Annotated in this window: 23 protein-coding genes; 7 read left to right on the plus strand and 16 right to left on the minus strand. The window is 61.8% G+C overall.

What is annotated here, in order from left to right; translation table 11 throughout:
- Window positions 1-153 precede the first annotated feature (153 nt).
- Genes BM317_RS16840 through gnd form a run of 3 tightly spaced genes read right to left on the minus strand, consistent with a single transcriptional unit; the run spans window position 154 to window position 3,490 of the window.
- Window positions 154-972 (minus strand): HAD family hydrolase, encoded by an 819-nt coding sequence (locus BM317_RS16840; RefSeq protein WP_092475292.1) that lies wholly within the window; start codon window positions 970-972, stop codon window positions 154-156.
- On the minus strand, window positions 969-2,489 hold the full coding sequence (zwf, locus tag BM317_RS16845) for a glucose-6-phosphate dehydrogenase (RefSeq protein WP_092475295.1): 1,521 nt from the start codon (window positions 2,487-2,489) through the stop codon (window positions 969-971). The genes BM317_RS16840 and zwf overlap by 4 nt, the downstream gene beginning before the upstream one ends.
- Window positions 2,486-3,490 (minus strand): phosphogluconate dehydrogenase (NAD(+)-dependent, decarboxylating), encoded by a 1,005-nt coding sequence (gnd, locus tag BM317_RS16850; RefSeq protein WP_256574159.1) that lies wholly within the window; start codon window positions 3,488-3,490, stop codon window positions 2,486-2,488. The genes zwf and gnd overlap by 4 nt, the downstream gene beginning before the upstream one ends.
- A gap of 250 nt (window positions 3,491-3,740) precedes the next feature.
- Here gnd and BM317_RS30735 point away from each other — a divergent pair, with 250 nt between their 5' ends.
- Together BM317_RS30735 and BM317_RS16855 are read left to right on the plus strand one after the other, a co-directional pair.
- Complete coding sequence (locus BM317_RS30735; protein WP_013693491.1) at window positions 3,741-3,914, plus strand: DUF6026 family protein; 174 nt, start codon at window positions 3,741-3,743, stop codon at window positions 3,912-3,914.
- 373 nt (window positions 3,915-4,287) lie between these two features.
- Window positions 4,288-6,027 carry a phosphoethanolamine transferase CptA gene (locus BM317_RS16855; RefSeq protein WP_092164814.1) on the plus strand — a complete coding sequence of 580 codons (1,740 nt, stop codon included), beginning with the start codon at window positions 4,288-4,290 and terminating at the stop codon, window positions 6,025-6,027.
- 24 nt (window positions 6,028-6,051) lie between these two features.
- On the opposite strand, the gene BM317_RS16860 is transcribed toward BM317_RS16855, so the two are convergent.
- The 4 genes from BM317_RS16860 to BM317_RS16875 all read right to left on the minus strand — a co-directional run bounded on the left by BM317_RS16860 (window position 6,052) and on the right by BM317_RS16875 (window position 9,035).
- On the minus strand, window positions 6,052-6,546 hold the full coding sequence (locus BM317_RS16860; RefSeq protein WP_092164816.1) for a GNAT family N-acetyltransferase: 495 nt from the start codon (window positions 6,544-6,546) through the stop codon (window positions 6,052-6,054).
- Between the two features lie 57 nt (window positions 6,547-6,603).
- Window positions 6,604-7,725, minus strand: coding sequence for a cell division protein ZapE (gene zapE, locus BM317_RS16865; protein ID WP_092475298.1), 1,122 nt, complete (start codon window positions 7,723-7,725; stop codon window positions 6,604-6,606).
- A 200-nt stretch (window positions 7,726-7,925) separates the two neighbouring features.
- On the minus strand, window positions 7,926-8,267 hold the full coding sequence (locus tag BM317_RS16870; protein WP_092164820.1) for a nuclear transport factor 2 family protein: 342 nt from the start codon (window positions 8,265-8,267) through the stop codon (window positions 7,926-7,928).
- Between the two features lie 51 nt (window positions 8,268-8,318).
- The gene (locus BM317_RS16875; protein ID WP_092475300.1) at window positions 8,319-9,035 is read right to left on the minus strand and encodes a helix-turn-helix transcriptional regulator; all 717 of its coding nucleotides are present in this window, start codon (window positions 9,033-9,035) and stop codon (window positions 8,319-8,321) included.
- Between the two features lie 303 nt (window positions 9,036-9,338).
- On the opposite strand from BM317_RS16875, the gene BM317_RS16880 reads away from it, so the two are divergent.
- Window positions 9,339-9,809, plus strand: a complete 471-nt coding sequence (locus tag BM317_RS16880) for an LEA/WHy family protein (RefSeq protein ID WP_092475302.1) — start codon at window positions 9,339-9,341, stop codon at window positions 9,807-9,809.
- 1 nt (window position 9,810) lies between these two features.
- On the opposite strand, the gene BM317_RS16885 is transcribed toward BM317_RS16880, so the two are convergent.
- Window positions 9,811-10,734, minus strand: a complete 924-nt coding sequence (locus BM317_RS16885) for a carbon-nitrogen hydrolase family protein (protein WP_092475407.1) — start codon at window positions 10,732-10,734, stop codon at window positions 9,811-9,813.
- Between the two features lie 85 nt (window positions 10,735-10,819).
- On the opposite strand from BM317_RS16885, the gene BM317_RS16890 reads away from it, so the two are divergent.
- Window positions 10,820-11,728, plus strand: coding sequence for a LysR family transcriptional regulator (locus BM317_RS16890; protein ID WP_092475410.1), 909 nt, complete (start codon window positions 10,820-10,822; stop codon window positions 11,726-11,728).
- A 3-nt stretch (window positions 11,729-11,731) separates the two neighbouring features.
- Here the strand turns inward: BM317_RS16890 and BM317_RS16895 are convergent, their stop codons facing one another.
- Window positions 11,732-11,986 (minus strand): hypothetical protein, encoded by a 255-nt coding sequence (locus BM317_RS16895; RefSeq protein ID WP_003181187.1) that lies wholly within the window; start codon window positions 11,984-11,986, stop codon window positions 11,732-11,734.
- A gap of 162 nt (window positions 11,987-12,148) precedes the next feature.
- Here BM317_RS16895 and BM317_RS16900 point away from each other — a divergent pair, with 162 nt between their 5' ends.
- The gene (locus BM317_RS16900; protein ID WP_092164831.1) at window positions 12,149-12,466 is read left to right on the plus strand and encodes an ElaB/YgaM/YqjD family protein; all 318 of its coding nucleotides are present in this window, start codon (window positions 12,149-12,151) and stop codon (window positions 12,464-12,466) included.
- Between the two features lie 132 nt (window positions 12,467-12,598).
- On the opposite strand, the gene BM317_RS16905 is transcribed toward BM317_RS16900, so the two are convergent.
- From BM317_RS16905 to BM317_RS16915, 3 genes are all read right to left on the minus strand, one after another.
- Entirely contained in the window at window positions 12,599-14,476 is a 1,878-nt protein-coding gene (locus tag BM317_RS16905; protein ID WP_092475413.1) for a feruloyl-CoA synthase, read from the minus strand.
- Window positions 14,477-14,617: 141 nt separating this feature from the next.
- On the minus strand, window positions 14,618-16,066 hold the full coding sequence (locus BM317_RS16910; RefSeq protein ID WP_092475303.1) for an aldehyde dehydrogenase: 1,449 nt from the start codon (window positions 16,064-16,066) through the stop codon (window positions 14,618-14,620).
- A gap of 105 nt (window positions 16,067-16,171) precedes the next feature.
- Window positions 16,172-17,002: a p-hydroxycinnamoyl CoA hydratase/lyase gene (locus BM317_RS16915; RefSeq protein ID WP_003202420.1), complete on the minus strand. Its 831-nt coding sequence runs from the start codon at window positions 17,000-17,002 to the stop codon at window positions 16,172-16,174.
- A gap of 213 nt (window positions 17,003-17,215) precedes the next feature.
- Between BM317_RS16915 and BM317_RS16920 the strand changes: the two genes are divergently transcribed.
- Window positions 17,216-17,701, plus strand: coding sequence for a MarR family winged helix-turn-helix transcriptional regulator (locus BM317_RS16920; protein ID WP_092164833.1), 486 nt, complete (start codon window positions 17,216-17,218; stop codon window positions 17,699-17,701).
- A gap of 226 nt (window positions 17,702-17,927) precedes the next feature.
- Here BM317_RS16920 and BM317_RS16925 read toward each other — a convergent pair whose 3' ends face one another.
- The gene (locus tag BM317_RS16925; protein ID WP_092164834.1) at window positions 17,928-19,235 is read right to left on the minus strand and encodes an OprD family porin; all 1,308 of its coding nucleotides are present in this window, start codon (window positions 19,233-19,235) and stop codon (window positions 17,928-17,930) included.
- A 312-nt stretch (window positions 19,236-19,547) separates the two neighbouring features.
- On the opposite strand from BM317_RS16925, the gene mhpT reads away from it, so the two are divergent.
- Window positions 19,548-20,771, plus strand: a complete 1,224-nt coding sequence (gene mhpT, locus BM317_RS16930; RefSeq protein ID WP_092164835.1) for a 3-(3-hydroxy-phenyl)propionate transporter MhpT — start codon at window positions 19,548-19,550, stop codon at window positions 20,769-20,771.
- Between the two features lie 57 nt (window positions 20,772-20,828).
- Here the strand turns inward: mhpT and BM317_RS16935 are convergent, their stop codons facing one another.
- From BM317_RS16935 to BM317_RS16945, 3 genes are all read right to left on the minus strand, one after another.
- Window positions 20,829-23,249: an efflux RND transporter permease subunit gene (locus tag BM317_RS16935; protein WP_092475304.1), complete on the minus strand. Its 2,421-nt coding sequence runs from the start codon at window positions 23,247-23,249 to the stop codon at window positions 20,829-20,831.
- A gap of 52 nt (window positions 23,250-23,301) precedes the next feature.
- Complete coding sequence (locus tag BM317_RS16940) at window positions 23,302-24,405, minus strand: WD40/YVTN/BNR-like repeat-containing protein (RefSeq protein WP_092475305.1); 1,104 nt, start codon at window positions 24,403-24,405, stop codon at window positions 23,302-23,304.
- Between the two features lie 69 nt (window positions 24,406-24,474).
- Window positions 24,475-25,836 (minus strand): DUF1329 domain-containing protein, encoded by a 1,362-nt coding sequence (locus tag BM317_RS16945; RefSeq protein ID WP_092475307.1) that lies wholly within the window; start codon window positions 25,834-25,836, stop codon window positions 24,475-24,477.
- Window positions 25,837-25,849: the final 13 nt, after the last annotated feature.

Here is a 25,849-nt window from a genome sequence, read left to right on the forward strand (position 1 = left end):
GAGTAAAACCTGGGGCGAGGAACCTTGCTCCCGCTGGACTGTACGTAGGAGCTGTCGAGTGCAACGAGGCTGCGATCTTTCCCCAGACACTTAAGTCTCAAGCGAAAGATCAAAAGATCGCAGGCTTCGCCAGCTCCTACAGGTCAGGACATCCTACGGCAGGATGTACCGCTCGATCGCCAGGGCCGCGCCATCTTCGGTCACGGCGGCGGTCACCACATCCGCCTGACGCCTGATCGCCTCCTCCGCCTGCCCCATGGCAATCGATAATCCCGCCCGGTGAAACATCGCCGGGTCGTTGCCACCGTCGCCCATGGCCGCGGTCTGCTCCAATGGCACGTCGAGGAAGGCGGCCAGGGTCGACAGCGCTTCCCCTTTGTTCGCCTTCATCGCCGTCACATCCAAGTAGATCGGTTGTGAACGCGACACCTGGGCCTGGCCCTTGAGCAGCGGATGCAGCCGAGCCTCCAGTTCCACCAGCAAGTCAGTGTTGGCGCTGGTGGCGACGATCTTGTCGATCCGCTCCAGGTAAGGCTCGAAACTCTCGACTTCAACCGGCGGGTAGCCCAGGCCACGCGTCTCCACCGGCACCATCGGCCCGTGGGCGTCACGTACCAGCCAATCGCCATCGGCGAATACCCAGACTTCGATGCCCGGCTGATCGGCGTACAGCGCCAGGGTGGCCAGTGCCGCCTCCGGCGGCAGGTAATGGACAGCGAGGAAACTGCCGTCGGGATGAACCAGCGTGCCGCCATTGAACGCCGCCGTGGGCAGGTCGACGCCCAGGGCCTCGATCTGCTGCAACATCGCCCGCGGCGGCCGCCCGGTGGCGAGGCTGAACAGCACGCCAGCTTCACGCAATGCGCGAACCGCAGTGATGGTGCGCTGGTTGAGACTGTGATCAGGCAACAGCAGTGTGCCGTCCATGTCGCTGAGTAAAAACCGGATGGGGCGCTTCACCAGATCACTCATCCAAGGCCATGCCAGACGCGATTGTCGCGAGTCAGCAAGTCGTCGGCGGCCGCCGGGCCATCTTCACCGGCCTTGTAAGGCTGGACCGTTGCGTCCTGCTGCCATGCATCGAGGAACGGTTGCACGGCGCGCCAGCCGTTTTCGATATTGTCGGCGCGCTGGAACAGAGTCTGGTCACCGGTCAGGCAATCGTAGATCAGGGTTTCGTAACCCGTGGACGGCTGCATTTCGAAGAAGTCCTTATAGGCAAAGCCCAATTCGATATTGGCCATGTCCAGCGCCGGCCCCGGTCGCTTGGCCAGCAGGTCGAACCACATGCCTTCATTGGGCTGAATCTGGATTCTCAAGTACGTGGGTTGCAGTTCGTCGACTTCAGTGTCGCGAAACTGCGCGTAAGGCGCCGGCTTGAAGCAGATGACGATCTCCGTATCCCGCACGCTCATGCGCTTGCCGGTGCGCAGGTAGAACGGTACGCCCACCCAACGCCAGTTATCGATCATGACCTTGAGGGCCACGTAGGTCTCGGTGTTGCTGTCGGCGGCGACGTTGGCTTCCTGGCGATAACCGGTCACCGCCTTGCCAGCGACTTCACCGGCGGTGTACTGGCCACGGATCGAGTTGGCGCGGGCCTGTTCCACCGACCAGGGCCGGATCGCCCCGACGACCTTGGCCTTTTCCCCACGCACGGCGTCGGCCCCAAATGCCGCTGGCGGCTCCATGGCCACCATCGCCAGCAATTGGAACAGATGGTTAGGCACCATGTCCCGCAGGGCGCCGGTGTGTTCATAAAAACTGCCACGGGTTTCCACACCGACGGTTTCGGCGGCGGTGATTTGTACGTGGTCGATGTAGTGGTTGTTCCAGAAAGCCTCGAACAGGCTGTTGGAGAAACGGCTGACCAGAATGTTCTGCACCGTCTCCTTGCCCAGGTAATGGTCGATGCGATAGATCTGTTTCTCGCTCATGACCTTGAGCAGGCAGGCGTTCAGCGCTTCGGCGGTTTGCAGGTCGGAGCCGAACGGTTTTTCGATCACCACCCGCCGGAAAGCCCCCTCCTGCTCCTGAAGCAGCCCGGCCGCACCGAGGCGGCTGACCACTTCACTGAAAAAACGCGGCGCGGTCGCCAGGTAGAAGACCGCGTTGCCGATGCCGCTGGCGGCGATTTTCGCCGCCAGCGCCTGGTAGGTGTCGTCATCGAGGAAATCACCCTGGACGTAGCTGATGCCCTGGGCCAGCTTGGCCCACAGCGCCGGATCGAGCGCGCGGTCGGCATCACCGCCCTTGCTCGCCGCTTCGTTACGGATGAAGTCTTCGAGCTTCTTGGCAAAATCCACATCGCTGATGGCGTTGTGGTCAACTCCGACGATGCGCAGCCCATCCTCCAGCAGACCGTCGCGACTGAGGTGGTAAAGCGCCGGCATGAGCAGGCGCTTGACCAGATCGCCATGGGCGCCGAACAGGAACAACGTGGTCGGCGGCGCAGGTTCTGCCTTGGATTTGCTGGCGATCGAGGTCATTTCTTCGGCGTCTCCACGTGGCCGCCAAAGCCGAAACGCATGGCCGAGAGCATTTTGTCGCCGTAGGTACTTTGCTGGCGCGAGCGGAAACGGGCGAACAGCGAGCTGGACAGGACCGGAACCGGCACTGCTTGCTCGATGGCGGCCTCGATGGTCCAACGCCCTTCCCCACTGTCGGCGACTTCACCGGAAAAACCGTCCAGTTTCGGATCGCTGGCCAACGCGTCGGCGGTCAAGTCCAGCAACCAGGACGACACCACGCTGCCGCGCCGCCAGACTTCGGCGATATCGGCGACATTCAGGTCGAAACGCTGCTCCGGGGGCAGGCTTTCACTGGATTTGGTCTTGAGGATGTCGAAGCCCTCGGCGAAGGCCTGCATCATGCCGTACTCGATGCCGTTGTGGATCATCTTCACGAAATGTCCCGAACCCGCCGGGCCCGCGTGGATGTAGCCACGTTCGGCACGGTCATCGTCGGATTTGCGATCACGGGTGCGCGGGATGTCGCCCATGCCCGGCGCCAGGCTGTCGAACAGCGGGTCCAGGCGCTTCACCACCTCGGCCTCGCCGCCAATCATCATGCAGTAACCGCGCTCCAGGCCCCAAACACCGCCGGAGGTGCCGACATCGATATAGCTCAGGCCTTTTTCCGACAAGGCCTGGGCGCGACGGATGTCGTCCTTGTAATACGTGTTGCCGCCGTCAATGATCACGTCGCCCGGCTCGAGCAGCTCGCTGAGAACGTTGATGGTGTCTTCGGTGGGTGCGCCTGCCGGCAGCATGACCCAGACCGCCCGTGGCTTTTCCAGGCCGGCGACCAGCGCCGGCAGGTCCGCCACGCCCGTGGCGCCTTCCTGGCGCAGGTTTTCGACAAAAGCGGCATTGCGGTCATAGACGACGGTGGTGTGCCCATTGAGCATCAGGCGCCGTGCAATATTGCCGCCCATGCGGCCCAGTCCAATGATCCCGAGTTGCATGTGCTGATGCTCCCTACTACAAATAAAGGTGTGTCAAAGATTTAACACTATCGACTAATGGAGGTTAGTCCAGAGCATTGCTGCATAGTTTCCGGGTAATTCGAGCGATCACAAGCGATAACGCTCAAGATCCGGCCAAAGACACAGCGACCATGAAAAATAAAAAAGTTCCAATCACAAGCAAAAGAAATCAGAATCGGCGCCGATAGTAGAGGTGTCGACCAAATCATGGCGACATCTCTATAGTTGATGTACGCCATTTGCGAGGTGAGCAATGGGCCCTGTCGTTACCGCACGTCCTCCCCAAACCCTTTATGTGACCATTCGTCGCGATGAATTGCGCCTACTCAAGGAAGAACGCGATCTGCTGCTCGATGAAGTGACGCAGTTGCGCATGCAGCTGCAACACGCACAGCTGTCCCACCAGAGCCAGTCCCTGGCTCGGTAACCGCCCCAGAGGCACAGTCGAAGAAGTGACGCTGGTCAAACAGCGTCACTTTCATGCAAGTCCTGCCGTGCCCACTTGAGGCGAGAACTCTATCTGTGGGAGCAAGGCTTGCCCGCGATGAACGATAACGCGGTTCAGCTGTTCGACCGCGGCGCGGCTATCGCGGGCAAGCCTTGCTCCCACAGGTCCCGCCCCTAGAGACAAATCCCCTTGCCACAGGTGCATTCGCACCTCACGTGCATTTTGTATCCGAAAAACTCACAAAGTTTTCACAACCGGCTCGTAATACTCCCCGCCTTTAGGGTTGCTCGACGCAGGCCTGCGGTCACCAATCCGGTGCCGGCAGCTTCGTCGATAAAGGCTGGAGCGCTTGATGAGCTTGTTCAAACGCAGCAAAACGACTGCGAAAGGTTTCGACTGGGCCGGACTCGGCTGGCTGTTTCTGTTCTTCTGGTATTTCTCGGGCATCACCCAACTGCTCATCCTGCTGAGCGACACTTCCGGTTTCACCGGCTTTCGCCAAGCGTTCGTGATGAGTGCGGTGTGGCTGGCGCCCCTGCTCCTCTTCCCCACCCGTACACGCGTGCTCGCGGCATTGATCGGCGTGGTGCTGTGGGCTTGCTCCATGGCCAGCCTGGGCTACTTCTTCATTTACCAGCAGGAATTTTCCCAGAGCGTCATTTTCATCATGTTCGAATCGAACGTGTCTGAAGCCGGCGAGTACCTGACCCAGTATTTTGCCTGGTGGATGGTGGCGGCGTTCCTGGCCCACACCGCTGTTGGCTATTGGCTCTGGACCCGTCTGCGTCCGGTGTACCTGCCTCGGGGCCAGGCCATGGTCGCCGCAGCCGTCATCGTGCTCGCCGTGGCCGGTTATCCGCTGGTCAAGCAAACCCTGCGCACCGGCAGTTTCGCCGGTGGCCTGGAGAAGTTCGAAGATCGCATCGAGCCGGCCGTGCCATGGCAGATGCTGGTGGCCTATCGTCGCTACGGTGAACAGCTGGAAAACATGCAAGGCATGCTCCACAGCGCCAGCAAGATTGCTCCCCTGAGCAATCTCAAGGATGCCACCGCAGAACAGCCAGCCACCCTGGTGCTGGTGATCGGCGAATCCACTAACCGCCAGCGCATGAGCCTGTACGGTTACCCGCGGGAAACCACGCCGGAGCTGGACAAGCTCAAGGACCAGCTTTCGGTGTTCGACAATGTCATCACCCCGCGCCCCTACACCATCGAAGCGCTGCAGCAGGTGCTGACGTTCGCCGACGAGGAGAGCCCAGACCTGTACCTGAGTACGCCATCATTGGTCAGCATGATGAAGCAGGCCGGCTACAAGACCTTCTGGATCACCAACCAGCAGACCATGACCAAGCGCAACACCATGCTCACGACCTTTTCCCAACAGGCCGATGAACAGGTGTACCTGAACAACAACCGCAACCAGAATGCCGCGCAATACGATGGCGACGTGATCGAACCGTTCAACAAGGCCTTGGCCGACAGCGCCCCGCGCAAGCTGATTGTGGTGCACCTGCTCGGCACCCACATGAGCTATCAGTACCGGTATCCGCCGACGTTCAACAAATTCACTGACCGCCAGGGCGTACCGGCGGGCTTGCGTGATGACCAGGTCCCGACCTACAACAGCTACGACAACGCGGTGCTGTACAACGACTTCGTGGTATCCAGCCTGATCAAGGATTACGCCAAGACCGATCCCAACGGCTTCCTGCTGTACCTCTCGGACCACGGCGAAGACGTGTTCGACTCGCCGGGACACGGCACGCTGGGCCGCAACGAAGGCAAACCGACCGCACCGATGTACACCATTCCTTTCATGGCCTGGGCTTCGCCCAAGTGGCGCGAAAACCATGACTGGAACTTTGCCGGCGAGCTGTCACGCCCCTACAGCAGTTCACACCTGATCCACACCTGGGCGGACCTGGCCGGCTTGAGTTTTGACGAGCTGGACCACAGCAAGAGCCTGGTCAGCGATGACTTCAAGGCCCGTCCACTGCTGATCGGCAACCCGTATCAAACCCCACGCAAGGCCCTGATCGACTTCAGCCTGATGCAGCCCAAGGCGCCCTTGGCCGAAGTCGTGCAGAAATAATCGAAACCGATCGGATGCCCGCTTTTACAGGGGCTTGATCCAGAACTGCATAGGGCCGTGGGCGGGGTCGAACATGCCAGGGGCAAAGCCGAACTTGGCGTAGCTGCCCTGCGCCACGGCATTTTCCTGAAGCACTTCCAAAGTGATCTTGCAGCAACCGCGCTGGCGGGAAATATCCTCGACCTTCTGCAGCATCTTCTGGCTCAACCCGAGGCCGCGAAATTCCGGCATCACCGCCACGTCGTGGATGTTCACCAAAGGCCGGCAGGCAAAGGTTGAAAAACCTTCGAAACAATTGACCAGCCCCGCCGGCTCGCCGTTGACAAAAGCCAGCACGCTGAAGGCATGAGGACGCTTGGCCAGTTCCTCGGGCAGATGCAACAGCACCTCGGTCGGCAACGGATGTCCTCCGCCCATCGGGTCCTGCGCATAGCCGTTGAGCACATGACAGATCGCTTCGGCGTGGACCGGGTTGGTGTAGCTGGCTTGCAGAACAAGAATGTCCTTGGGTTCTTCCATGACCTTCCATCTCACTTCGGTAGTACCGGCGGCTCGATGCCGTCGGCGGGATACAGGTCAGGCTGGCTGACCAAAACGTTGCATTTGCATTTCCTGGAGGCGACTGAGCGTACGGCGAAACGGGAATTGCAGATAGCCCTCGGTGTACAACTCATCCATCGGCACCGCAGCCGAAAGGCACAACGGTACCTTGCGGTCATAGCATTCATCGACCAGGGCGATGAACCGTCGCACGCCGTCGTCGTGGACCGATAACTGCGGCAACTCACGGTCACCGGCCACGACCCGTTCAACGCCGTCCTCGGTGCCACGGGCAATGCGCCCCTCGCGTTGTTCGGCGCTCAGGCAGGGCACGTCACTGAGCAGGATGACGCTGAAGCGGTCGCACAGCGCCATGAAATCCAACGCTGAGAACGGTTGCTCACACAGGTCGGCGTAACGACTCCAGAGCACCGTATCGCTGGCCTGGACCGGTTCAAGCAGGCGATGGCCCACGTCAATCGGCGCGCGGCTCGACACCTGCCCCGTGGTCAACAGGTTGAAGACATCGCCCAGCGGATCGGGCTGCCCGGGATCGCGCAGCCAATAACGCTGCTGCAATTGGCCTGGGTGCTGGCGATGGTCTTGCCAGCCGTTCACCGGCACGATCTGCATGTGCTGCTTGATCGCGGTGATGGTCGGCAGGAAGCGCTCACGGTTGTGGCCGTTGGCATAGAGTTCTTCCGGTGGCAGGTTGGAGGTGCTCACCATCACCATGCCCAGCTCGAACATCACCTGGAACAAGCGCCCGAGAATGATCGCGTCACCGATGTCGTTGACGAACAGTTCGTCGAAACACAGCACCCGTACTTCTGCGCTCAACTCCCGGGCCAGGGCTTGCAAAGGATCCGGCGTGCCGGTGAGCTGGAACGAACGCTGGTGCACCCACGCCATGAAATGATGGAAGTGCTGACGGCGGGCCGGCACCTTGAGGCTTTCATAAAAGCGGTCCATCAGCCAGGTCTTGCCACGCCCCACCGGGCCCCAGAGATAAACGCCCTTGATCGACTTGCGCCCTTCGTGCAACGCCTGGTGGCATTGCTCCAGCGCCATGATGGCCAATTCCTGGGCCTCGTCCTGGACGAAACCGTGGTGTTCGATGGCATGCTGCCAGGCAGTCAAGGGGGAGTCGAAAGTCATACGGCCCGGGTCCGGAAAACGAAGGTGGGGAGTATGCCATGCGAAACGCTCAGAAGAACCGTGCAGACTGTGGCGAGGGGATTTATCCCCGCTCGGCTGCGAAGCAGACGCCAGGCCTCAAACCGTATGGGCCTGCTTCGCAGTCCAGCGGGGATAAATCCCCTCGCCACAATAGTGTTCACATAACAGGGTGCAGACTGCTAAATCGAGATATCCAACCGACTGATCTTGCCCTGCTCATCGAGCCGAAAGGTATAACGCAACTCCAGCGGGCTTCCGGGGAATGTTCCGGAGATCAGGTTCTGCACCAGCACCTTGCCAGTGCGCTGCTGCACATTGAGGACTTCCACCCGCGGCTGGAATCGCTGGGCGGTGTCTTCCATCCATTGGGCGATGGCCTGGCTGCCAACGCGGTGCTGGCCTTCATCGAACACGTTGGCATCCTCGGCGAAGAAACGCGTCACCGCCGAACTGTCACGGGCATTGGCAGCCGCGATGTAGCCGGCGATGGCCGGGGCCAGGGAAGAGACGGGATTGGACATGGTATGGCTCCTTGTTTTATCGATCTGGCACCATGCTAGAACAGCGTTGTGTCAGTTTTTGTCAGGAGTAAAACGCCCGGTTTCGTCCAACTTCATCAACGCAAACCAGTCCCGCAACAAATCGCTGCGCCGGCCCGGATACCGCTCGCCCTGCTCGGTGGCCGAGGCAATCCGGTCGGTGCGAAAGGTCCGGTAGGCACCGCGTAATTCGCACCAGGCCACCACCACTCGCGCCTCATTGAAAAAGCCCAGGGCCAGCGGCCAGATCAGGCGTTGGCTCGGGGTCTTGTTCACGTCGGCGTAGTCGATGTGCAGCTTGGCCTGGGCACGAATGGCCTGGCGGTAGACATTCAGTTCCACGGTGTTCTGCGGATAACCATAACCCGGCGGGCCCGGCAGGACCGTAGGGTTGCGCAACGCATCCCGCACATCAGGGGCCAGCACCGCGGCAACCTTCGCCAGGGCGTCGGCGGCCGCCTTGCCCAGCACCTCGTCGGCGCGCTGATCCACATAGCGCAAGCCCAGCACAATGGCTTCGATTTCATCGGCGGTGAACATCAGTGGCGGCAGGAACAGGCCACTGCGCAATACATAACCAACGCCCGCCTCGCCCTGGATCGGCGCGCCGAGGGCCGTGAGCTCGGCAATGTCGCGGTACAAGGTACGCTCGGATACATTCAGTTCACCCGCCAACGTCGCAGCGGTGACCGGGCAACGCTTGCCCCGCAAGACTTGCAGCAACATGAGCAGCCGAGTGGTACGCGACACAATGGACTGTCCGCAAAGAAAAAGATGACGCAGATTAGCAGAGGCTAGTGTCAGAAACTGTCAGGAGCCACACGCCGACGATCGCCCGGCAATCTACCGGAACCGGACTTTGTGGCGAGGGGATTTATCCCCGCTGGGGCGCGAAGCGGCCCCCAAAAGAGATGATTCAACCGATCCGACGGGTTGGATTCAGATTTTTGGGACTGCTTCGCAGTCCAGCGGGGATAAATCCCCTCGCCACAAGCACCTGTGGGGTATCGTGCTCAATCGCTTCCGGTTTTTTCATTCTTTGAGAGTCAATCCATGCGCAGAATCCTCGGCCTTTCCGTATTCCTGATCCTGCTCAGCCTCAGCGCCTGCGCCCTCTTCCCGAACCGTGACCCGCTGAACATCAACGTGGTCGGTATCGAACCGTTGCCCAACCAGGGCCTGGAGGTGCGCTTCGCCGTGAAACTGCGCGTGCAGAACCCCAACGAAACCGCCATCGACTACAACGGCGTGGCGCTGGACCTGGAGGTCAACGGCCGTACGCTGGCGACAGGGGTCAGTGACCAGACCGGCTCGATCCCGCGCTTTTCCGAAGCGATCCTGAGCGTCCCGGTGAGCATTTCGGCGTTTTCCGTACTGCGCCAGACCCTGGGCCTGAGCCAGACCCAAAGCCTGGACAACCTGCCCTATGTGCTCAAGGGCAAACTCGCCGGCGGCGCGTTCGGCACCATGCGCTTCGTCGACCGCGGGACCCTCGAACTGCCAGGCTCCGCGGCGACGTGGTGAATCACGCCGTGAAGCGCACGCCTGGCTTGGCGCGCTCGTCCACCACCAGTTCGAACACATCCGGCCTGGCGTAGTGCCCGACCACGTCATAGTCGTAGCGCGCGCGAACCAGGTCATCGGTATCGATTTCGGCGGTCAGTAGCCCGGCAGTGTCTTTCAGCGGCCCGGCGAGCACATCGCCCATGGGCCCGACAATCACGCTGCCACCGGCAATCAGCGGCCGCTCGGCCGGCCAGTGCGCGACCTCGATACCCAGCGCCTGCGGCGAGGCCTGGACCTGACAGGCACTGACCACAAAACAACGCCCTTCGTGAGCGATATGCCGCATGGTCACCTGCCACATCTCCCGCTCATCCACCGTGGGCGCACACCAGACCTCCACCCCCTTGGCGTACATCGCGGTGCGCAGCAGCGGCATCATGTTTTCCCAGCACACCGCCGCGCCGACCCGGCCAACCTGGCTGTCGATCACCGGCAAGGTCGAACCATCGCCTTTGCCCCAGATCAGCCGCTCGGTGCCGGTGGGCATCAACTTGCGGTGCCGGGCCACCAGGCCCGCATCGGGTTCGAAATACAGCGCGGTGCAGTACAGGGTGCTGCCGACCCGCTCGATGACGCCCAGCACCAGGCTCGCCCCCGTACGCGCCGACAGCCCGGCCAGCGCTTCGGTTTCCACGCCGGGCACATCAATGGCATTGGCAAAATAGCGGGCGAACGCTTCACGCCCCTCCGGCAGCCGGTAACCCAGTTGCGTCCCGAACCCCTCGCCCTTGGGATAGCCACCGAGCAACGCTTCAGGCATCACCACCAGGCGTGCGCCGGCCTGGCGAATGGCATCTTCGTAGGAAAGAATCTGCGCCAGGGTCTCGCCCTTGCCGCCAGGCAACGAGCCGATCTGCAGGGCAGCCACAATGGATTTGGGCATGGTTTTCAACTCCGTGATCATCAGGTGTTGCTGATTCTCAAGGAGCGACCGATCATGAATAAAGCCCCGAATGCTGCTAAATGATATGAGCCCCATGAATATCGCCGACATCGACCTCAATCTGCTCAAGACTTTCGAAGCCTTGCATGACGAATCCAGCGCCAGCCGCGCCGCCCTGCGCCTGGGCGTGACCCAGTCGGCCATCAGCGCCGCATTGCGCAGGCTCCGCGGGTTGTATGACGATCAATTATTCGTGCGCACGGGTCGGGGGCTGGCGCCGACGCTGCGGGCCAACCAGCTGAAACCGGTGATCAGCGAAGCCCTGGACAAATGTCGCCAGAGCCTGGCGATGGTCGACCCGGATGCCAGCCATTATGACGGCCGCTCGGTGATCGTCGGCCTGTCGGACGATTTCGAGATTGCCCATGGGCGGCGCCTGATCGACGAAGTGGCCCGACGTGCGCCGGGCCTGCGCTTGATTTTCCGTCAGACCCACAGCCAGATCGTCGGCCGGGCCTTGATGGAGCGCGATCTCGACCTGGCGATCACGGCGGGTGGTTTCGCGCAGCGGCTGCTCAGCCGCCAGGTATTGGGTGAAGGCGATTACGCCTGCCTGTTGGACGCGGCGAGCCTGACGCACGGCCAGCAATCCCTCAGCCTGGAGGCGTTCGTGGCCCGCGAGCATCTGCTGGTATCTTCGGGGGGCTTCATCGGCATCACCGACGAAGGACTGGCCGGGCTTGGCCTGAGTCGGCGAGTCTGTGCCTCGACCACCCACTTTGCCGCGCTGCCATTCCTGCTCAAGGGCAGCCAGGCCGTAGCGACGATTCCGGCCCATGCTGCCCGGGCCATTGCCGACCTCAGCGGCCTGGCCTTGCTGCCCTGCCCCCTGGTCTTGCCCCGCTACCCCATCGAACTGGGCTGGCGGACCCACACGCAAATGGATCCGGCAATGCTCAAGGTGCGCGAGGCCATTACCGCGACGTTTGCCTGAGGTTTACTTGTTGGCGGCCATCAGTCGATTGACTTCACTGCGCACCATGTTGGCGTATTCCGGCGGCGACATGCCATCCAGTTCGGCACGCACCCACTCGGCCCACTTGCCCTTGCGCTTGGAGCGCTCGCCAAACAGGCGGGCAGCATCGCCCTTGGCCTTGCCCAGGTTGTTTTGCCACAGTTCAAAGAGTCGGGATTTTTCGTCTTCCAGCGCGGCGCGCTCGGCCAGGGGCTTGTCAGCCAGATTGAAGCTCATGGGAATTACCTGTTGCGTAAATAGGCGCCATCTTACACCTTGCAGGGAAACGTCTTAACCACGATTTGCGATGGACTGCCCCGCCGAGGCCAAGCGCTGCAACTTTTTAACCGGCGCGGCACTCCATTGTTCAATGCCATCATCCACACAAGGAGTATTTCCATGGCCCGTAAAGGCACCGTGCAAGCGAACGGAGAGCAAATCAAGGATCAGGCCTTCAGCGAATTGACGGCGCTGATTGAAGAATCGGAAAAGCTGCTCAAAAGCAGTGCCTCGCTGGTGGGAGAAGAGGCCGAAGACCTGCGAGGCCAGATAGCCCAGAAACTGCAACAGGCGCGCGACTCGGTCACCAGCGCCCGGGAGCGTACCCGTCCCATGGTCGATGCCACTGAGGTCTATATTGGCGGCCACCCCTGGCAGACCGTGGCGATTTCCGCGGGGTTCGGGCTGGTGGTGGGTTTGCTGCTGGGCCGGCGTTAAACAATAGCAACCAGCCCCCGGACCTGATGTGGGAGCGAGCTGGCTGGCGATGACGGTGTGCCAGGCAACGTCTCTGCTGCTGAACCACCGCCATCGCGAGCAAGCTCGCTCCCACAAGGACTTTTGATTGCCTCAAGCGGTGGGGCCCGCTCGCAGGATCGACGCATCCTCCCCGCGGTACAACGCCTCCACCTTCCCCGCCCGCCACTGCAACACCGCCCGTTGGTTGATCGACCCCTTGTCGGTGATTTCACCACGGTCGATGGACGCCGGTTCATCGAGCAAGGCGATCCACTCCATGCGACTGGCGTTGCCGCTGGCTTCGCGGTTCAGGCGTTGCAGCCAGTCGGCGAACCATTGGCGTACCGGCGGACTGGCGAGGACCTGGGCGTCGCTGGCATCCGCGCCCAGGCCTGACAGGCGCCGGCATTCAGCAAGTCGTGGAAACACCAGCGCACCCAGGCACTCGCGATCCGGTGCGGTGATCACCAGGTCCTGGACGTAGGGTGTACCTTCCAGCACCGCCCGGTTACGCAGCGGCCCGACGCTGACGAAGACACCGGAAGACAATTTGAAGTCCTCGGCAATCCGCCCGTCGAACATCAGCCCCAGTTGCGGATTGCTGGCATCGGCCAGTTTGATCGCATCCCCCGAGCAATAGAAACCGTCCTCGTCGAACACTTCGGCGGTCTGCTGCGGCGAACGCCAGTAGCCAGGCATGATGTGCGGCCCGCGAAAACGTCCTTCGAGCTTGCCGTCCACCGGCACCAGCCGGACCTCGCAGCCGGGCGCCGGAAGACCGATGTAACCGGCCATGGACAAGGGCCCGGTGGTGAAGGTGCAGGACGGCGACGCTTCGGTCATGCCCAGGCCCGCCATCATGCGGATACGTTCGCCACAATGCTGCTCGGCGACCTTGTCGAGCCGGTCCCAGGTACTTTGGGACAAGCCCGCCGCGGCAAAGAAGAACAGGCTGATGCGCTTGAAGAAACGCTCGCGCAACTCACCGTCCTGCTCCAAGGCGCTGACCAATTCTTCCCAGCCCTTGGGCACGGTCAGGTAGGCGGTGGGCGAAATTTCCTTGAGATTGCGCAGGGTCTCGGCGAAGCCCTGGGCGGTGGGTTTGCCATCGTCCAGGTAGAACGTGCCGCCGTTGTACAGCACGATGCCGACGTTGTGGCTGCCGCCGAACGTATGGTTCCACGGCAGCCAGTCCACCAGCACCGGCGGCGCCTCGCCGAACACCGGAAAGGTTTGCAGCAACATCTGCTGATTGGCGCACAGCATACGCTGGGTGGTGATCACGGCCTTGGGCAGCTTGGTGGAGCCCGAGGTAAACAGGAACTTGGCGATGCTGTCCGGGCCGGTGGCGGCGAACGCCTGCTCGGCCTCCGCGCCGCCGGGTTGGACCAACAGGCTGGCGAAGCTTGTCCTGGAGCGGCCCGCTATCTCGCCGCGCACCGTGACCAAGGGAACGTTCGCCGGCAATACGGCATTGATCGCTCGTTCGAACGGGGCGGCTTCGCTGACAAACACCAACCCCGGCTGCAACAGGTCGCAGACATGGCGCAGCTTGGCGAAATCCTGGGACAGCAATGAATAAGCCGGCGACACCGGGCAATAGGGAATGCCGGCATACATCGCGCCGAGGGCCATTTGCAGGTGTTCGATGTCGTTGCCGGAGAGCAGCGCCAAGGGTTTTTCCGCTGACAAACCATAGCTGAGCAGGCTTTGGGCGATGGCCCGGACACTGTCAAGCATCTGCGCATAGCTGACCCGACGCCAGTCACCGCCCGCTTCACGGGCCGCGATGAACGTCTGCTGCGGGCGCACCTCGGCCCAGTGCACCAGGCGCTCGAGCAAACGCGCCGGCAGCGGGGCCAGGGGTTCCAGGGAGCGCATATGCAAAATGCCGCGCTCTTCCCGGACTTCGACGGCAGGATGACCAATCGACACCTGGCGATAACGCCCGGCCTCGGGTCGGGAGGACGATCTGGACTCGGAACTCACGTACATTTCCTCCACCAAGGCACGCTCGGGTCGCAATGCGAGCGGAGCGTGGCAGCGCGGGGCTGCGGCCTTGTCATTGTTATTCTGGCCTGCATCCGGGCGGCGGCTTTCGAGGCCCGGCCGCCCGAGATGCGATGGGTTTCAGATCGGGTAATGCCGGGGACCGTTCTGCAAGGTCACCCAGCGCAACTGGGTGAAATGCTCGATGGACGCCTTGCCGCCGAAGCTGCCGTAACCACTGGACTTGACCCCACCGAAGGGCATCTGCGCTTCGTCGTGCACGGTCGGCCCGTTGATATGGCAAATGCCCGACTCGACCCGCTGGGCCAAAGCCAACGCGCGGGTGGTGTCGCGGCTGAAGATGGCAGCCGACAGGCCGAACTCGGAATCGTTGGCCAGGCGCAACAGCGCTTCATCACCCTCACCGCGCAACAGCACCGCCACTGGCCCGAAGGACTCTTCGCGGTACAGGCGCATCTGCGCAGTGACACCGTCGAGCAAGGTCGGCTGCAGGATGCTGCCTTCCAACTGGCCACCGGTGACCAGCGTTGCGCCTTTGGCCAAGGCATCGTCGATCAGTCCCTTGATGCGCTGGCCGGCACTGGCATCGACCAACGAGCCCAGCACCGAATCGCCGGCCGCCGGATCACCGGCACGCAAGGTGGCGATCTTGGCGGTCAGCTTGGCGCTGAACTCATCGGCCACGCGGGCATCGACGATCAGCCGCTCGGTGGACATGCAGATCTGGCCCTGGTTGAAGTAGGCCCCGAAGGCGGCCGCTTGCACGGCGGCGTCCAGGTCGGCGTCATCCAGCACCAGCAACGGCGCCTTGCCGCCCAGTTCCAGCAACGCTGGTTTGAGATGGCGCGCCGACAGTTCGCCGACAATGCGTCCGACGTGGGTCGAACCGGTGAAATTGACCCGGCGCACCGCCGGGTTGGCGATCAACCGTTCGACAATGGCCGGCGCATCCGCCGGTGCGTTACAGATCACGTTGACCACACCGTCACCCAGCCCGGCGTCCTGCAACACCTGGCCGATCAACCGGTGCACCGCCGGGCTGATCTCGGAAGCCTTGAGCACCACGGTGTTACCGCAGGCCAGGGGCATGGCGATGGCGCGAGTGGCGAGAATCACCGGGGCGTTCCAGGGCGCGATGCCCAGCACCACACCACAGGGCTGACGCAGGGCCATGGCGAAACTGCCTGGCACGTCGGAAGGAATGATTTCGCCGTTGATCTGGGTGGTCATGGACGCGGCTTCGCGCAGCATGTTAGCCGCCAGGTGCACATTGAAACCGTACCAGTTGGCCATGGCGCCAGTCTCGCCGGCCGCAGCGATAAACTCGCCACTTCGGGCCTGCAATTGCTCGGCTGCCCGCAACAGACGCGTGCGGCGTTCGTTGGGTGCCAGCGCGGCCCAGGCGGGGAACGCCGCTTGGGCCGCGGCCACGGCGGCATCGGCATCTTCCAGGGTGGCGGCGGCCACGCGAGACACCACCTCACCGGTCACCGGGTTGCAGCGCTCGAAGGTCCGGCCATCGCGGGCCGGGCACGACTGGCCGCCAATCAACAGGGGCACGTCCAGCATGGTGATTCCTCTTTATTGTCTTTATCGGGAACACGTTCACAGTAGCGCCGAGGGCCTTGGGCGCACAGCCCGCGGGCGCACGATGGCGCCCGCCGCGCAGTAGTCTCAGCGCTTGTAGGTCTGCAGGCCCGGCTTGATACTCTTGTCGTCCAGGAACTGCTTCATCCCCTGCTCGCGGCCACCCTCGGTATCGAGCAGGCGCGACTGGTCGAGCTTGGCGTACAGGTAATCTTCGTTCTGCTCCCAGGTCAGTTCGCGGCAGCGCTTGAAGCCATGCTTGGCCGCCCGCAGTACCACCGGGTTCTTTTCCAACAGGTTGCGGGCCAGTTCCACGGTGACTTCACGCAGCTGCGCCAAGGGCACGCTCTCATTGACCAGGCCCATTTCGGCGGCTTTTTGCCCACCGAAGGTCTTGCCGGTCATGATGTAGTACAGCGACTGGCGATGGCCCACGGTGTCGGCCATGGCCTTGCTGACGAGGTTGCCCGGCGGGATGCCCCAGTTGATTTCCGAGAGACCGAAGGTCGCTTCGTCGGCACAGATCGCCAGGTCGCACGCCACCAGCGGGCTGAAACCGCCACCGAAACACCAGCCATTGACCATGGCGATAGTTGGTTTGGCGTACATGCGCAGTAATTTCCACTGCCATTGCGAGGCTTCGCGACGGATTTTTTCCTGGAGGATTTCCGGCCCGGCATCCACTTCGCGAAAGTATTCCTTGAGGTCCATGCCCGCGGTCCAGGCATCACCGGCCCCGGTCAGCACCAGCACCCCTGCGGCCGGATCCTGCTCCAGGGTCTCGAGCACGTCGATCATCTCGCGGTTGAGGGTCGGGCTCATGGCGTTGCGTTTTTCCGGGCGATTGAGGGTGACCCAAGCGATGCCCTCCTCGATATCGACCTTGACGGTTTTCCAGCGACCTTCGTAATTGCTCATGATGCGTGCTCTCTTGTTCTTGGCTGAAGATGATCAAAAACTAAACTGGAAATTTAGTTATGTCAATTAACTATTAATCGGTTTATCTGTATTTTTCAGAGGCGAGATCGAAGGTTAAAAAATTCGAATATGCACAAGCCCGTAGCCAGGGCGCCGCAACCCCGGCAAACTGGATAGCCTTGTTAACCACTTACCTTGAGGACACTCACTTCGATGGCCAAGTCTTCCAAGCTTGCCGAACCCGCCGAGCCCCTGGTCGCCGGTACCGACGCACAGGTGCCGCTGGACTCCGCGTTGGACGACCTGATCGGTTACGCCCTGCGCCGCGCCCAGCTGAAACTGTTCCAGAACCTGATTGGCCGGCTCGCCGTCCACGATCTGCGGCCCGCCCAGTTCTCGGCCCTGGCAATCATCGACCAGAATCCCGGCCTGATGCAGGCCGACCTGGCCAAGGCCCTGGCGATCGAACCGCCGCAAGTGGTGCCGCTGCTCAATAAGCTGGAAAGCCGGGCCCTGGCGGTGCGCGTGCGCTGCAAGCCGGACAAGCGCTCCTATGGGATCTTCCTGAGCAAGACCGGCGAAACCCTGCTCAAGGAGCTCAAGCAAATCGCCGCCCAGAGCGACCTTGATTCCACCGCAGCCCTCTCGGGGACTGAGCGCGAAGAGTTGCTGCGGTTGTTGAAGAAGGTTTACCAATAAAGAACACCGCTCCCCTGTGGCGAGGGAGCTTGCTCGCGCCGGACTGCATCCGTAGAAGCTGTGTAGAAGCCATGTAGGAGCTGTCGAGTGCAACGAGGCTGCGATCTTTCCCCCGACACTTGAGTTTCAAGCGAAAGATCAAAAGATCGCAGGCTTCGTCAGCTCCTACAGAACCCAGCGGGAGCAAGCTCTCCGCCACAAAAGTACTGCATGGCTCGTCAAGGCATCACCAGATCGGCACGCTGTACGTCACCAGGAACCGGGTCTGGTTCTCGTCGCGAAACGCCGCCGTACCCGGGAAGTTGTTGCGATAGATCGATTTGCGCGCCAGCAACCCGACGTTCTTCAATGGGCCGCCCTGGATCACATACCCCAACTCCATCTGGAACTCACGTTCCTTGCGATCCTCGGCATTGAGGGCCGCCAGCTCGATGTGATCGCCACGCACATAACGCAGTCGAGTCCTCAGGCCCGGCACACCCACGGCGGCGAAATCGTAGTCATGGATCGCCTGCCAGGTGCGCTCCTTGGCATTGAGGAAGTCCGAGCTCATGGTCATTTCACTCAAGCCCATCAACTCGGTGCCGGACACATAAGGCGTGGCCGTATCGCCACTGGCGTGCATGTAGCCCAGGCTCACGCGATGCCCGCCCAGGCGATAGCCGACCAGCGCCGAGACATTGCGGTTGTCCACCTTTCCGGCCTTGGCCGCACCGTCGTCATCACTGAAAAAACTGCGCAGGTCGGTGGTCAGGACGCCATCGCCCAGGGGCAGGTTATGCAACAACGCCAGAGTGTTCTGCTGGTACAGATCCGCCACTTCGGCGTGGTAAGCCCGCAGGCTGAGGTCTTTGTTGACCTGGTAGTCACCGCCCACATACGCCATATGGGAAGAGGTCGCCGCGCCGTTGAACCGGCGGTTGGGCGAGGCGATGCTCATCGGCTGGTAATCGGTGGAATCGCGGCGAGCGATGCGATCGATATACCCGGTGTTCAACGTCAAACCGTCGAGATCCTTGGAACTGAGCGTCGTTCCGCGAAAGGTCTGCGGCAGCAGCCGCGACGGGCTGGCAAAGGCAAACGGCAGGAAGATCGATACATCGCCGGTCTTCACCGTGGTTTGAGCGAAACGCAATTTGCCGGTCACACCCAAGCGTGAATATTCATCCGCCGCGCGCTTGTCGCTGCTCGACACCGGCAACAGTTCAGTGCCGCTGCGATCCGGTGACGAGTCAAGCTTGATGCCCAGCAACCCCCTGACATCCAGGCCGAATCCGACCGTACCCGGGGTGAACCCCGACTCCATGTTCATGAACACACCCTGAGCCCATTCCCGGGCTGCGGTCTTGGCGCCGTCGTCCTTGTAGTCGCGGTCCATGTAGTAGTTGCGCAGGGTCAGCGTACCGTGGCTGTCGTCGATGAAACCTTCCGCCCACGATGCGGGAGAACCGAGGCTCAGCCCGAGACCGACCAGCAGAGGGACGAGAGATGAAACAGGGCGCGCCGTCAGCGTGCCCCGAGCAAGGTTTGGCATGTTCGGTGTCCATTTATTGTTGTTGTTTTGATCGGCCCAACCTTGGCGAGGGGGGCCTTGCGGACAAAGAATGGAAACCGCACGGGCGCTTCGTCAATCGCTAGCGTCCGATAATCGAACATTAATATAATTAACTAATTAACCAATTCATCCGTGAATTCTTGCCAAGCCTCTGATTTTCATACTGAACTGGCCACTTATGGAGGCCCTTCGGGCACCCTTCATTTTTTAGTTAGCTTTGTTAATCTTAAACGCACCCGCCGGTTTTCCTCCGAGCGGTGTCCCCTCACAAAAACAATAAGAGGATTTGCCATGGACCGTCCGGCGCGTCGTGCGACGCTGACCATTGCCTTGTGTTTCATTGTTGCGTTGATCGAGGGTTTCGACCTGCAGTCAGCCGGTACCGCCGCCGCAGGACTACGACAGACGTTTGCCCTTGACCCGAAAATGATGGGCTGGGTGTTCAGCGCCGGGATCATCGGGTTGCTGCCAGGCGCCTTCTTCGGTGGTTGGATCGCTGATCGCATCGGCCGCAAGAAAATCCTCATCGCCGCTGTCATGCTCTTCGGCGTGTTTTCCCTCAGCACCGCTTATGTCGAACACTTCTCCAGCCTGTTGCTGGTGCGCTTCATGACCGGCCTGGGCCTGGGCGCCGCCCTGCCCAACCTCATTGCCCTGTGTGCCGAAGCCGTGGGTGAGCAGCGCCGGGGTACGGCCATCAGCGTGATGTATGCGGGGGTGCCGTTGGGCGGTGCATTGGCCGCCGTGGTCGCCATGCTGTTTGGCGAGCACTGGCAGATGACGTTTTTCATCGGTGGGTTGGCGCCGTTGCTGGTGGTGCCGCTGATGCTCCTGTGGCTTCCCGAATCCAGTGCCTTTCGCCAGGCGCAGGATGGCGGCTCATCGCCAGGCTCCACTGCCCAGGCGCTGTTCGGTGAAGGGCGCGGCCGTACTACCTTGGCCCTGTGGTTGAGCTATTTCTTCACCCTGACGGTGATGTACATGTTGCTCAACTGGCTGCCATCGTTGTTGCTGGAACAGGGCTTCAGCAAACCCCAGGCTGGCCTCGTGCAGATGCTGTTCAACATCGGTGGCGCCCTTGGCTCGTTGCTGGGCGGCCTGTTGCTGGACCGCTGCAATGGCATCAAGGTGGTGCTGTTCGTCTATGCCGGCCTGCTGAGCGCCCTGGCCGGGGTCGGTTTGTCGGTCGGCATCGTGCCCATGGGCATCGCCGGGTTTGCTGCCGGGTTGTTCGTCATGGCCGCGCAATTGGTTCTCTATGCCTTGGCACCGCCTTCCTACCCTACGGCCGTGCGTGCGACGGGGGTTGGTGCTGCGGTGGCCATCGGGCGCCTGGGGTCGGTGGCCGGACCTCTGGCCGCCGGGCAGATCCTGGCGGCCGGGGGTGGGACCACTGCTGTATTGCTGGCGACTTCTCCTGGGCTGGTGATTGCGACGTTGGCTGTTCTCAGTGTGATACGCCATTCGGTGGGGCCACGATTGAGGGCTACGAATCCGGTTGTGGAGCATTCCTGAGTCACTGCGCATATCCGTTATCAGGTAACGGATATGCGCCCCCATCCTAGAACGCACTCAGCCCCTCACCCACCCCGCCTGCCGACTCGACTCAGGCTTTTTTACGAAGACCCTCTGCGGCAGCAGCCACCAGGCCAGGGCGGGCAACAGGATCAAGGCCCCAAGCATGTTCACCAGGAACATGAAGGCCAGCAGAACCCCCATGTCAGCCTGGAACTTGATCGGCGAAAAAGCCCAGGTCGACACCGCCACAGCCAATGTCATGCCCGTCAGCAACACCACTTTGCCGGTGAACAGCAGCGCCTGGTAATACGCCTGGGCCAAGGTGTCGCCGGCACGCATTCGCGCCAGGATCACGCTCAACACATAGAGCGCATAATCGACCCCGATGCCCACACCCAGCGCAATGACCGGCAATGTCGCGACTTTTACCCCCATGCCCAACCCCACCATCAGCGCCTCGCACAGGATCGAAGTGAGCATCAGCGGCAGCATCGCGCACAGGGTCGCGCGCCAGCTGCGGAAGGTCAGCAAACACAGCAGGCTGACCGCACCGTAGACCCAGAACAGCATCTCGCGCATGGACTTCTTCACCACGATATTGGTGGCTGCCTCGATCCCCGCGCTGCCGGCCGCCAGCATGAACTTGACCTCCGACATCGAGTGCCCGGCAATGAATTGCTCGCTGGCCTCCACCACCCGGTTCAAGGTGTCGGCCTTGTGATCGGCCAGGTAGACGTACAGCGACAGCATCGAGCAGCCCTGATTGAACAACTCTCGCGGAGCACGGGTCTGCACGGCACCCAGTGCGCCGTCATTGGGGATCAGTTCATACCATTTGAAGTTGCCTTCGTTGTAACCGGCCGTGGCGATCTTGCTCAGCGCCGCCATTGAGGTGGTCGACTCCACGCCGGGCAATTGCTCCAGTTGCCAAGCCAGCGCATCGACCGCAGACAGACTGGCGTAACGGGTGCATTGATCCTCCGGAGTCTTGATCATGACCACGAAGATATCCGAGCTGGCCGCGTAGTTCTGGGTCATGAACAATGCGTCGCGGTTGTAGCGCGAGTCGGCACGCAACTCTGGAGCGCCGGGGTCCAGATCGCCGATTTTCAGGTGCAGGCTCACGGCAAAACCAAATGCGGCCAACAGCAAACCCGCCAACATGGCGCCAATGGCCCAGCGCCGTTGGGTGAACAGGTCAAGCATGCGCCACAGTGGATGTTTGATCTGCGCCTGTTGCTCGGTTGTTTCCGCACTCAGGCTGCGTTGCGCCGCCGCCGGGCTGACGCCGATATAGCTGAGCAGGATCGGCAGCAGGATCAGGTTGGTGAAGATCAGCACCGCCACCCCGAGGCTGGCGGTGATCGCCAGGTCCTGGATCACTCGAATGTCGATCAGCAGCAACACCGCGAAGCCCACCGCGTCACAGAGCAAAGCGGTGATGCCGGCGGCGAACAGTCGGCGGAAGGTGTAGCGCGCGGCGACCACCCGGTGGGTGCCACGGCCAATGTCCTGCATGATGCCGTTCATCTTCTGCGCGCCATGGCTCATGCCAATGGCGAACACCAGAAACGGCACCAGTGCCGAGTAGGGATCCAGCTCATAACCGAGCAGGGCCAGCAGCCCCAGTTGCCACAGCACCGCCGCCAGTGAACAGGTCACCACCACCAGGGTGCTGCGCGCGCAGCGGGTGTAGCCAAACAGCACCAGTACCGTCACCAGTACCGCCACCACGAAGAACAGCAGGACTTGGGTCATCCCCTCGATCAGGTCGCCGACGATCTTGGTGAAGCCGGTGATGTGAATCCGCAGGTCATCGGTCTGGTACTTGTCCCGCAATGCCTCCAATTGCCGGGAAAACTCGCCATAGTCCAGCGCCTTGCCCGTCTGCGGATTGATTTCCAGCAACGGCACGAAGATCACACTGGACTTGAAGTTGCCAGCGACCAATTGACCGACCTCCCCGGAGCGCGCCACATTGGTCCGCACCTGCTCGATGCTGGTGGTCGAGCCATCGTAGTCGTCGGGGATCACCGTGCCGCCGTCGAGCCCTTCTTCGGTCACGGCGGTCCAGCGTGTGGTCGGGGTCCATAACGATTTCATGTAGGGGCGGTCGACCCCCGGCAACAGGTAGAGTTCGTCGTTGAGCTTGGCCAGGGTATCGAGGTAATCCTTGGTGAAAATGCTCCCCTGCTTGACCTCCACGGCGATGCGCAGCGAGTTGCCCAGGCCGCTCAACTCACTGCGGTTCTCGAGGAAGTTGGCAACGTAGGGATGCCCGGTGGGAATGGTTTTCTCATAACTGGCATTGATGCCGATGCGCGTGGCTTGCCAACCAAGTACCAAGGTCACCAGCAGGCAGAGCAGGATCACCAGCGGTCGATGGTTGAAGATCGCCCGCTCGGCGAAGTTGCCCGACGCCCGGTCGAAGTCTTCCTGGCGGCCGATCACGGTTTGGGTTCTGTCGTCTTTCAAGTTTGACTCCTGTTGCACGAGCCGTGGCCCGATAGCGCTACACCGTGAAGTTTCAAGGTTTACCGGAGGTCCGCGGATCCTGGTCAGCGGCCACGCCGGTCAAACCGACGCTGGCCAGGCTGCCGTCGACCGCTTGCTGCACGGCAGCGACCGTCCCGCCACTGCGGCTCTGACGCTTGTCAAAGCTGCGGCCCTGGTCATGACTGAAGAGAAGCTCACCACTCTGGCTGGCCAACAACAGGCCGCCATCGCGCAGTTCAAGGGCGCTCGCCAGCGTTGATTCGATACCCGTGTCGAGGCGTCGCCAACTGCCACCACGGTCATCGGACCACCAGGCGTTTCCGCGCAAGCCATAGACAATCAAGGCCCCATCGCGAGTGCCGAGCAGGCCGAAAAAACTGCCTTCATAAGGAGACTTCAAGGCATGGAATGACTGCCCGGCATCGGTCGAACGCAACAGCAGACCGCGCTCCCCCACCAGCAGCAAATCCTTGCCCAAGACGCGGATGCCATACAGGTTCAAGCCCTGGGGGTTGTCCACATGCCGCATCCACGGTTGCCAGCTTCGCCCGCCGTCATCGGTACGGTAGATCTGGTTGTAGGCGCCCACGACGTAGCCGTGCAGGCGGTCACTGAAGTACAGGTCGAGAAACGGTTTATCCGGTCCGTCATCGAGCATGTGCCGTGCCTGCGCCAACTGGCTGGCACCGTCGGGTTGATTGGCATCACGCTCGGCGACTTGCACCGCCAGGGCGATGGCGCGCTCACCGTCAAGTTGTTTTTGCCAGGTTTCCCCGCCGTCCTGGGTGTGCAACACCACCCCCAGATGACCGACCGCCCAGCCCTGCTCGGCATCGACGAATTGCACCGCCGTCAGGCTGACGCTGACCGGTACCCTGGCCTGGCGCCAGCTCACGCCAGCATCATCCGAGAGCAGCACGATCCCGCGCTCGCCCACCGCCACCAGGCGCTCGCCGGCCCGGGCCAGCCCAAGCAATACCGCGCGCGGGGCCTTGGTCGTCGGCAGTGCCGGTTGCTGCAGCACCGCCAATGTCGTCGCCTGTGCGACCCAGGGCACACTCGCCAACAGGCACCCCACCAGGGCGCAAACACCCCATAGCGGACCGCGACGCGCAAAGATTTTTTCAACGTTCATATCGTTATTCCGCCTGGAAAATCGTAAGCGACCGCGACGAACCTCCTCTTCGCCACGGCCGCCACAGGTTCAGCGCATGTTTTCGTTGGCCATGGCATCCGGTGTGAAGTAGGACGCCGAAGGCTTCGCGACCTTCTGGTACTGAATCGCCAGGTCGTTGCTCGATGAGTTGAGGAAGTAGGCCCCGGTGTCGAGGTTGTAGCTGCCCCACATGACCTGTGCGGTGAGGGCCGGCAGGTCCGGTGCCAGCAGCGTCAACGAATACATCTGCCGGCCGAGCTTGCCCTGGGCGTCGTAACCGTCGGCCATCAGGATTTGCCAGGAGTCTTCGTCGACGTAATAGGTCCGACGCGGCACGACATGGCGCTTGCCCGCCTTGAGCGTGGCCTCGACCACCCAGACCCGATGCTTCTCCCAACGCACCAGGTCCGGGTTGAGGAAGTTCGCCTTGACCAGGTCGTCGCTCTTGGCCAGCGCGGCACGATTATTGTTGTAGCCAACGATCAGTTCTTTCTTGCCCACCAGCTTGAGGTCATAGCGATCGGTCGGCCCGAACAGCATGAACGCCTCGTCGAACAGGCCGACGCCGGAGGTCACGAAGTCCGGCGTGTCATAGGCAATGTTCGGCGCCCGACGAACCCGGCGCTGGCCGACCAGATACTGCCAGGCCGCCCGATTGGCCGGGTCCAGGTCCCAATGGGTCATCAGGCCTTCGCCGGCCTTGGACGATGGCAATTCAGTAAACAGCTTGCCCAGCAGGTACTTGCCCGAATAGTTTTCCAGGCTGCCGCCTTCGACATAGTAGGGAAACTGATAGGTGTATTGAGCCCGGGTCGCCTGGACTTTCTTGCCACCGGCGGTCATCAGCCAGGTATCGAAAGGCGAGCTGATGGTGTCGCCGCCCTGCCACGACAACCGATAATTCCACAGCACTTGCGCACCGTTTTCCGGAATCGGGAACGGGATGCCGCCGTAGGCGTTGGAGACCTTCTCACTGTCCACGTCCAGCGTGGCGCGGGTGGCATTCTTACTGGTGTTGTCATACACCCATTGCGGCGCGGCGGCCGAGCGATGGGTCGGGTATACGTCCAGGCGATAGTCCGGATATTTCTTGAGCAGCAGCTTGGTGCCTTCGGCCAATTCGCTGGCGTACTGTTCCATGTTCGCGGCTTTGATCGAATACAGCGGTTTCTCGCTGGCGAATGGGTCGGGGCGCTTGTCTCCCGGTTTGTAGCCGGGCGCAACCTGGGTATAACCGCCCTGCCAAGCCGGGATGCTGCCATCGGCATTGCCGGCACGCTCGCCGCCCAGGGGGGTCAAATCGGTTTTCAAGCGTGCGGCCTGTTCAGGCGACACCGCCGCTTGCGCCAGCCCCATGCCGGCGAGGGCCAGGGTCAGGACGCACGTGTTCAGGAATGCTGTGTTCTGCATGGCGAATCCACCT

The sequence above is a fragment of the Pseudomonas sp. NFACC24-1 genome (assembly GCF_900115235.1).
Taxonomy (GTDB): Bacteria; Pseudomonadota; Gammaproteobacteria; order Pseudomonadales; family Pseudomonadaceae; genus Aquipseudomonas; species Aquipseudomonas fluorescens_AA.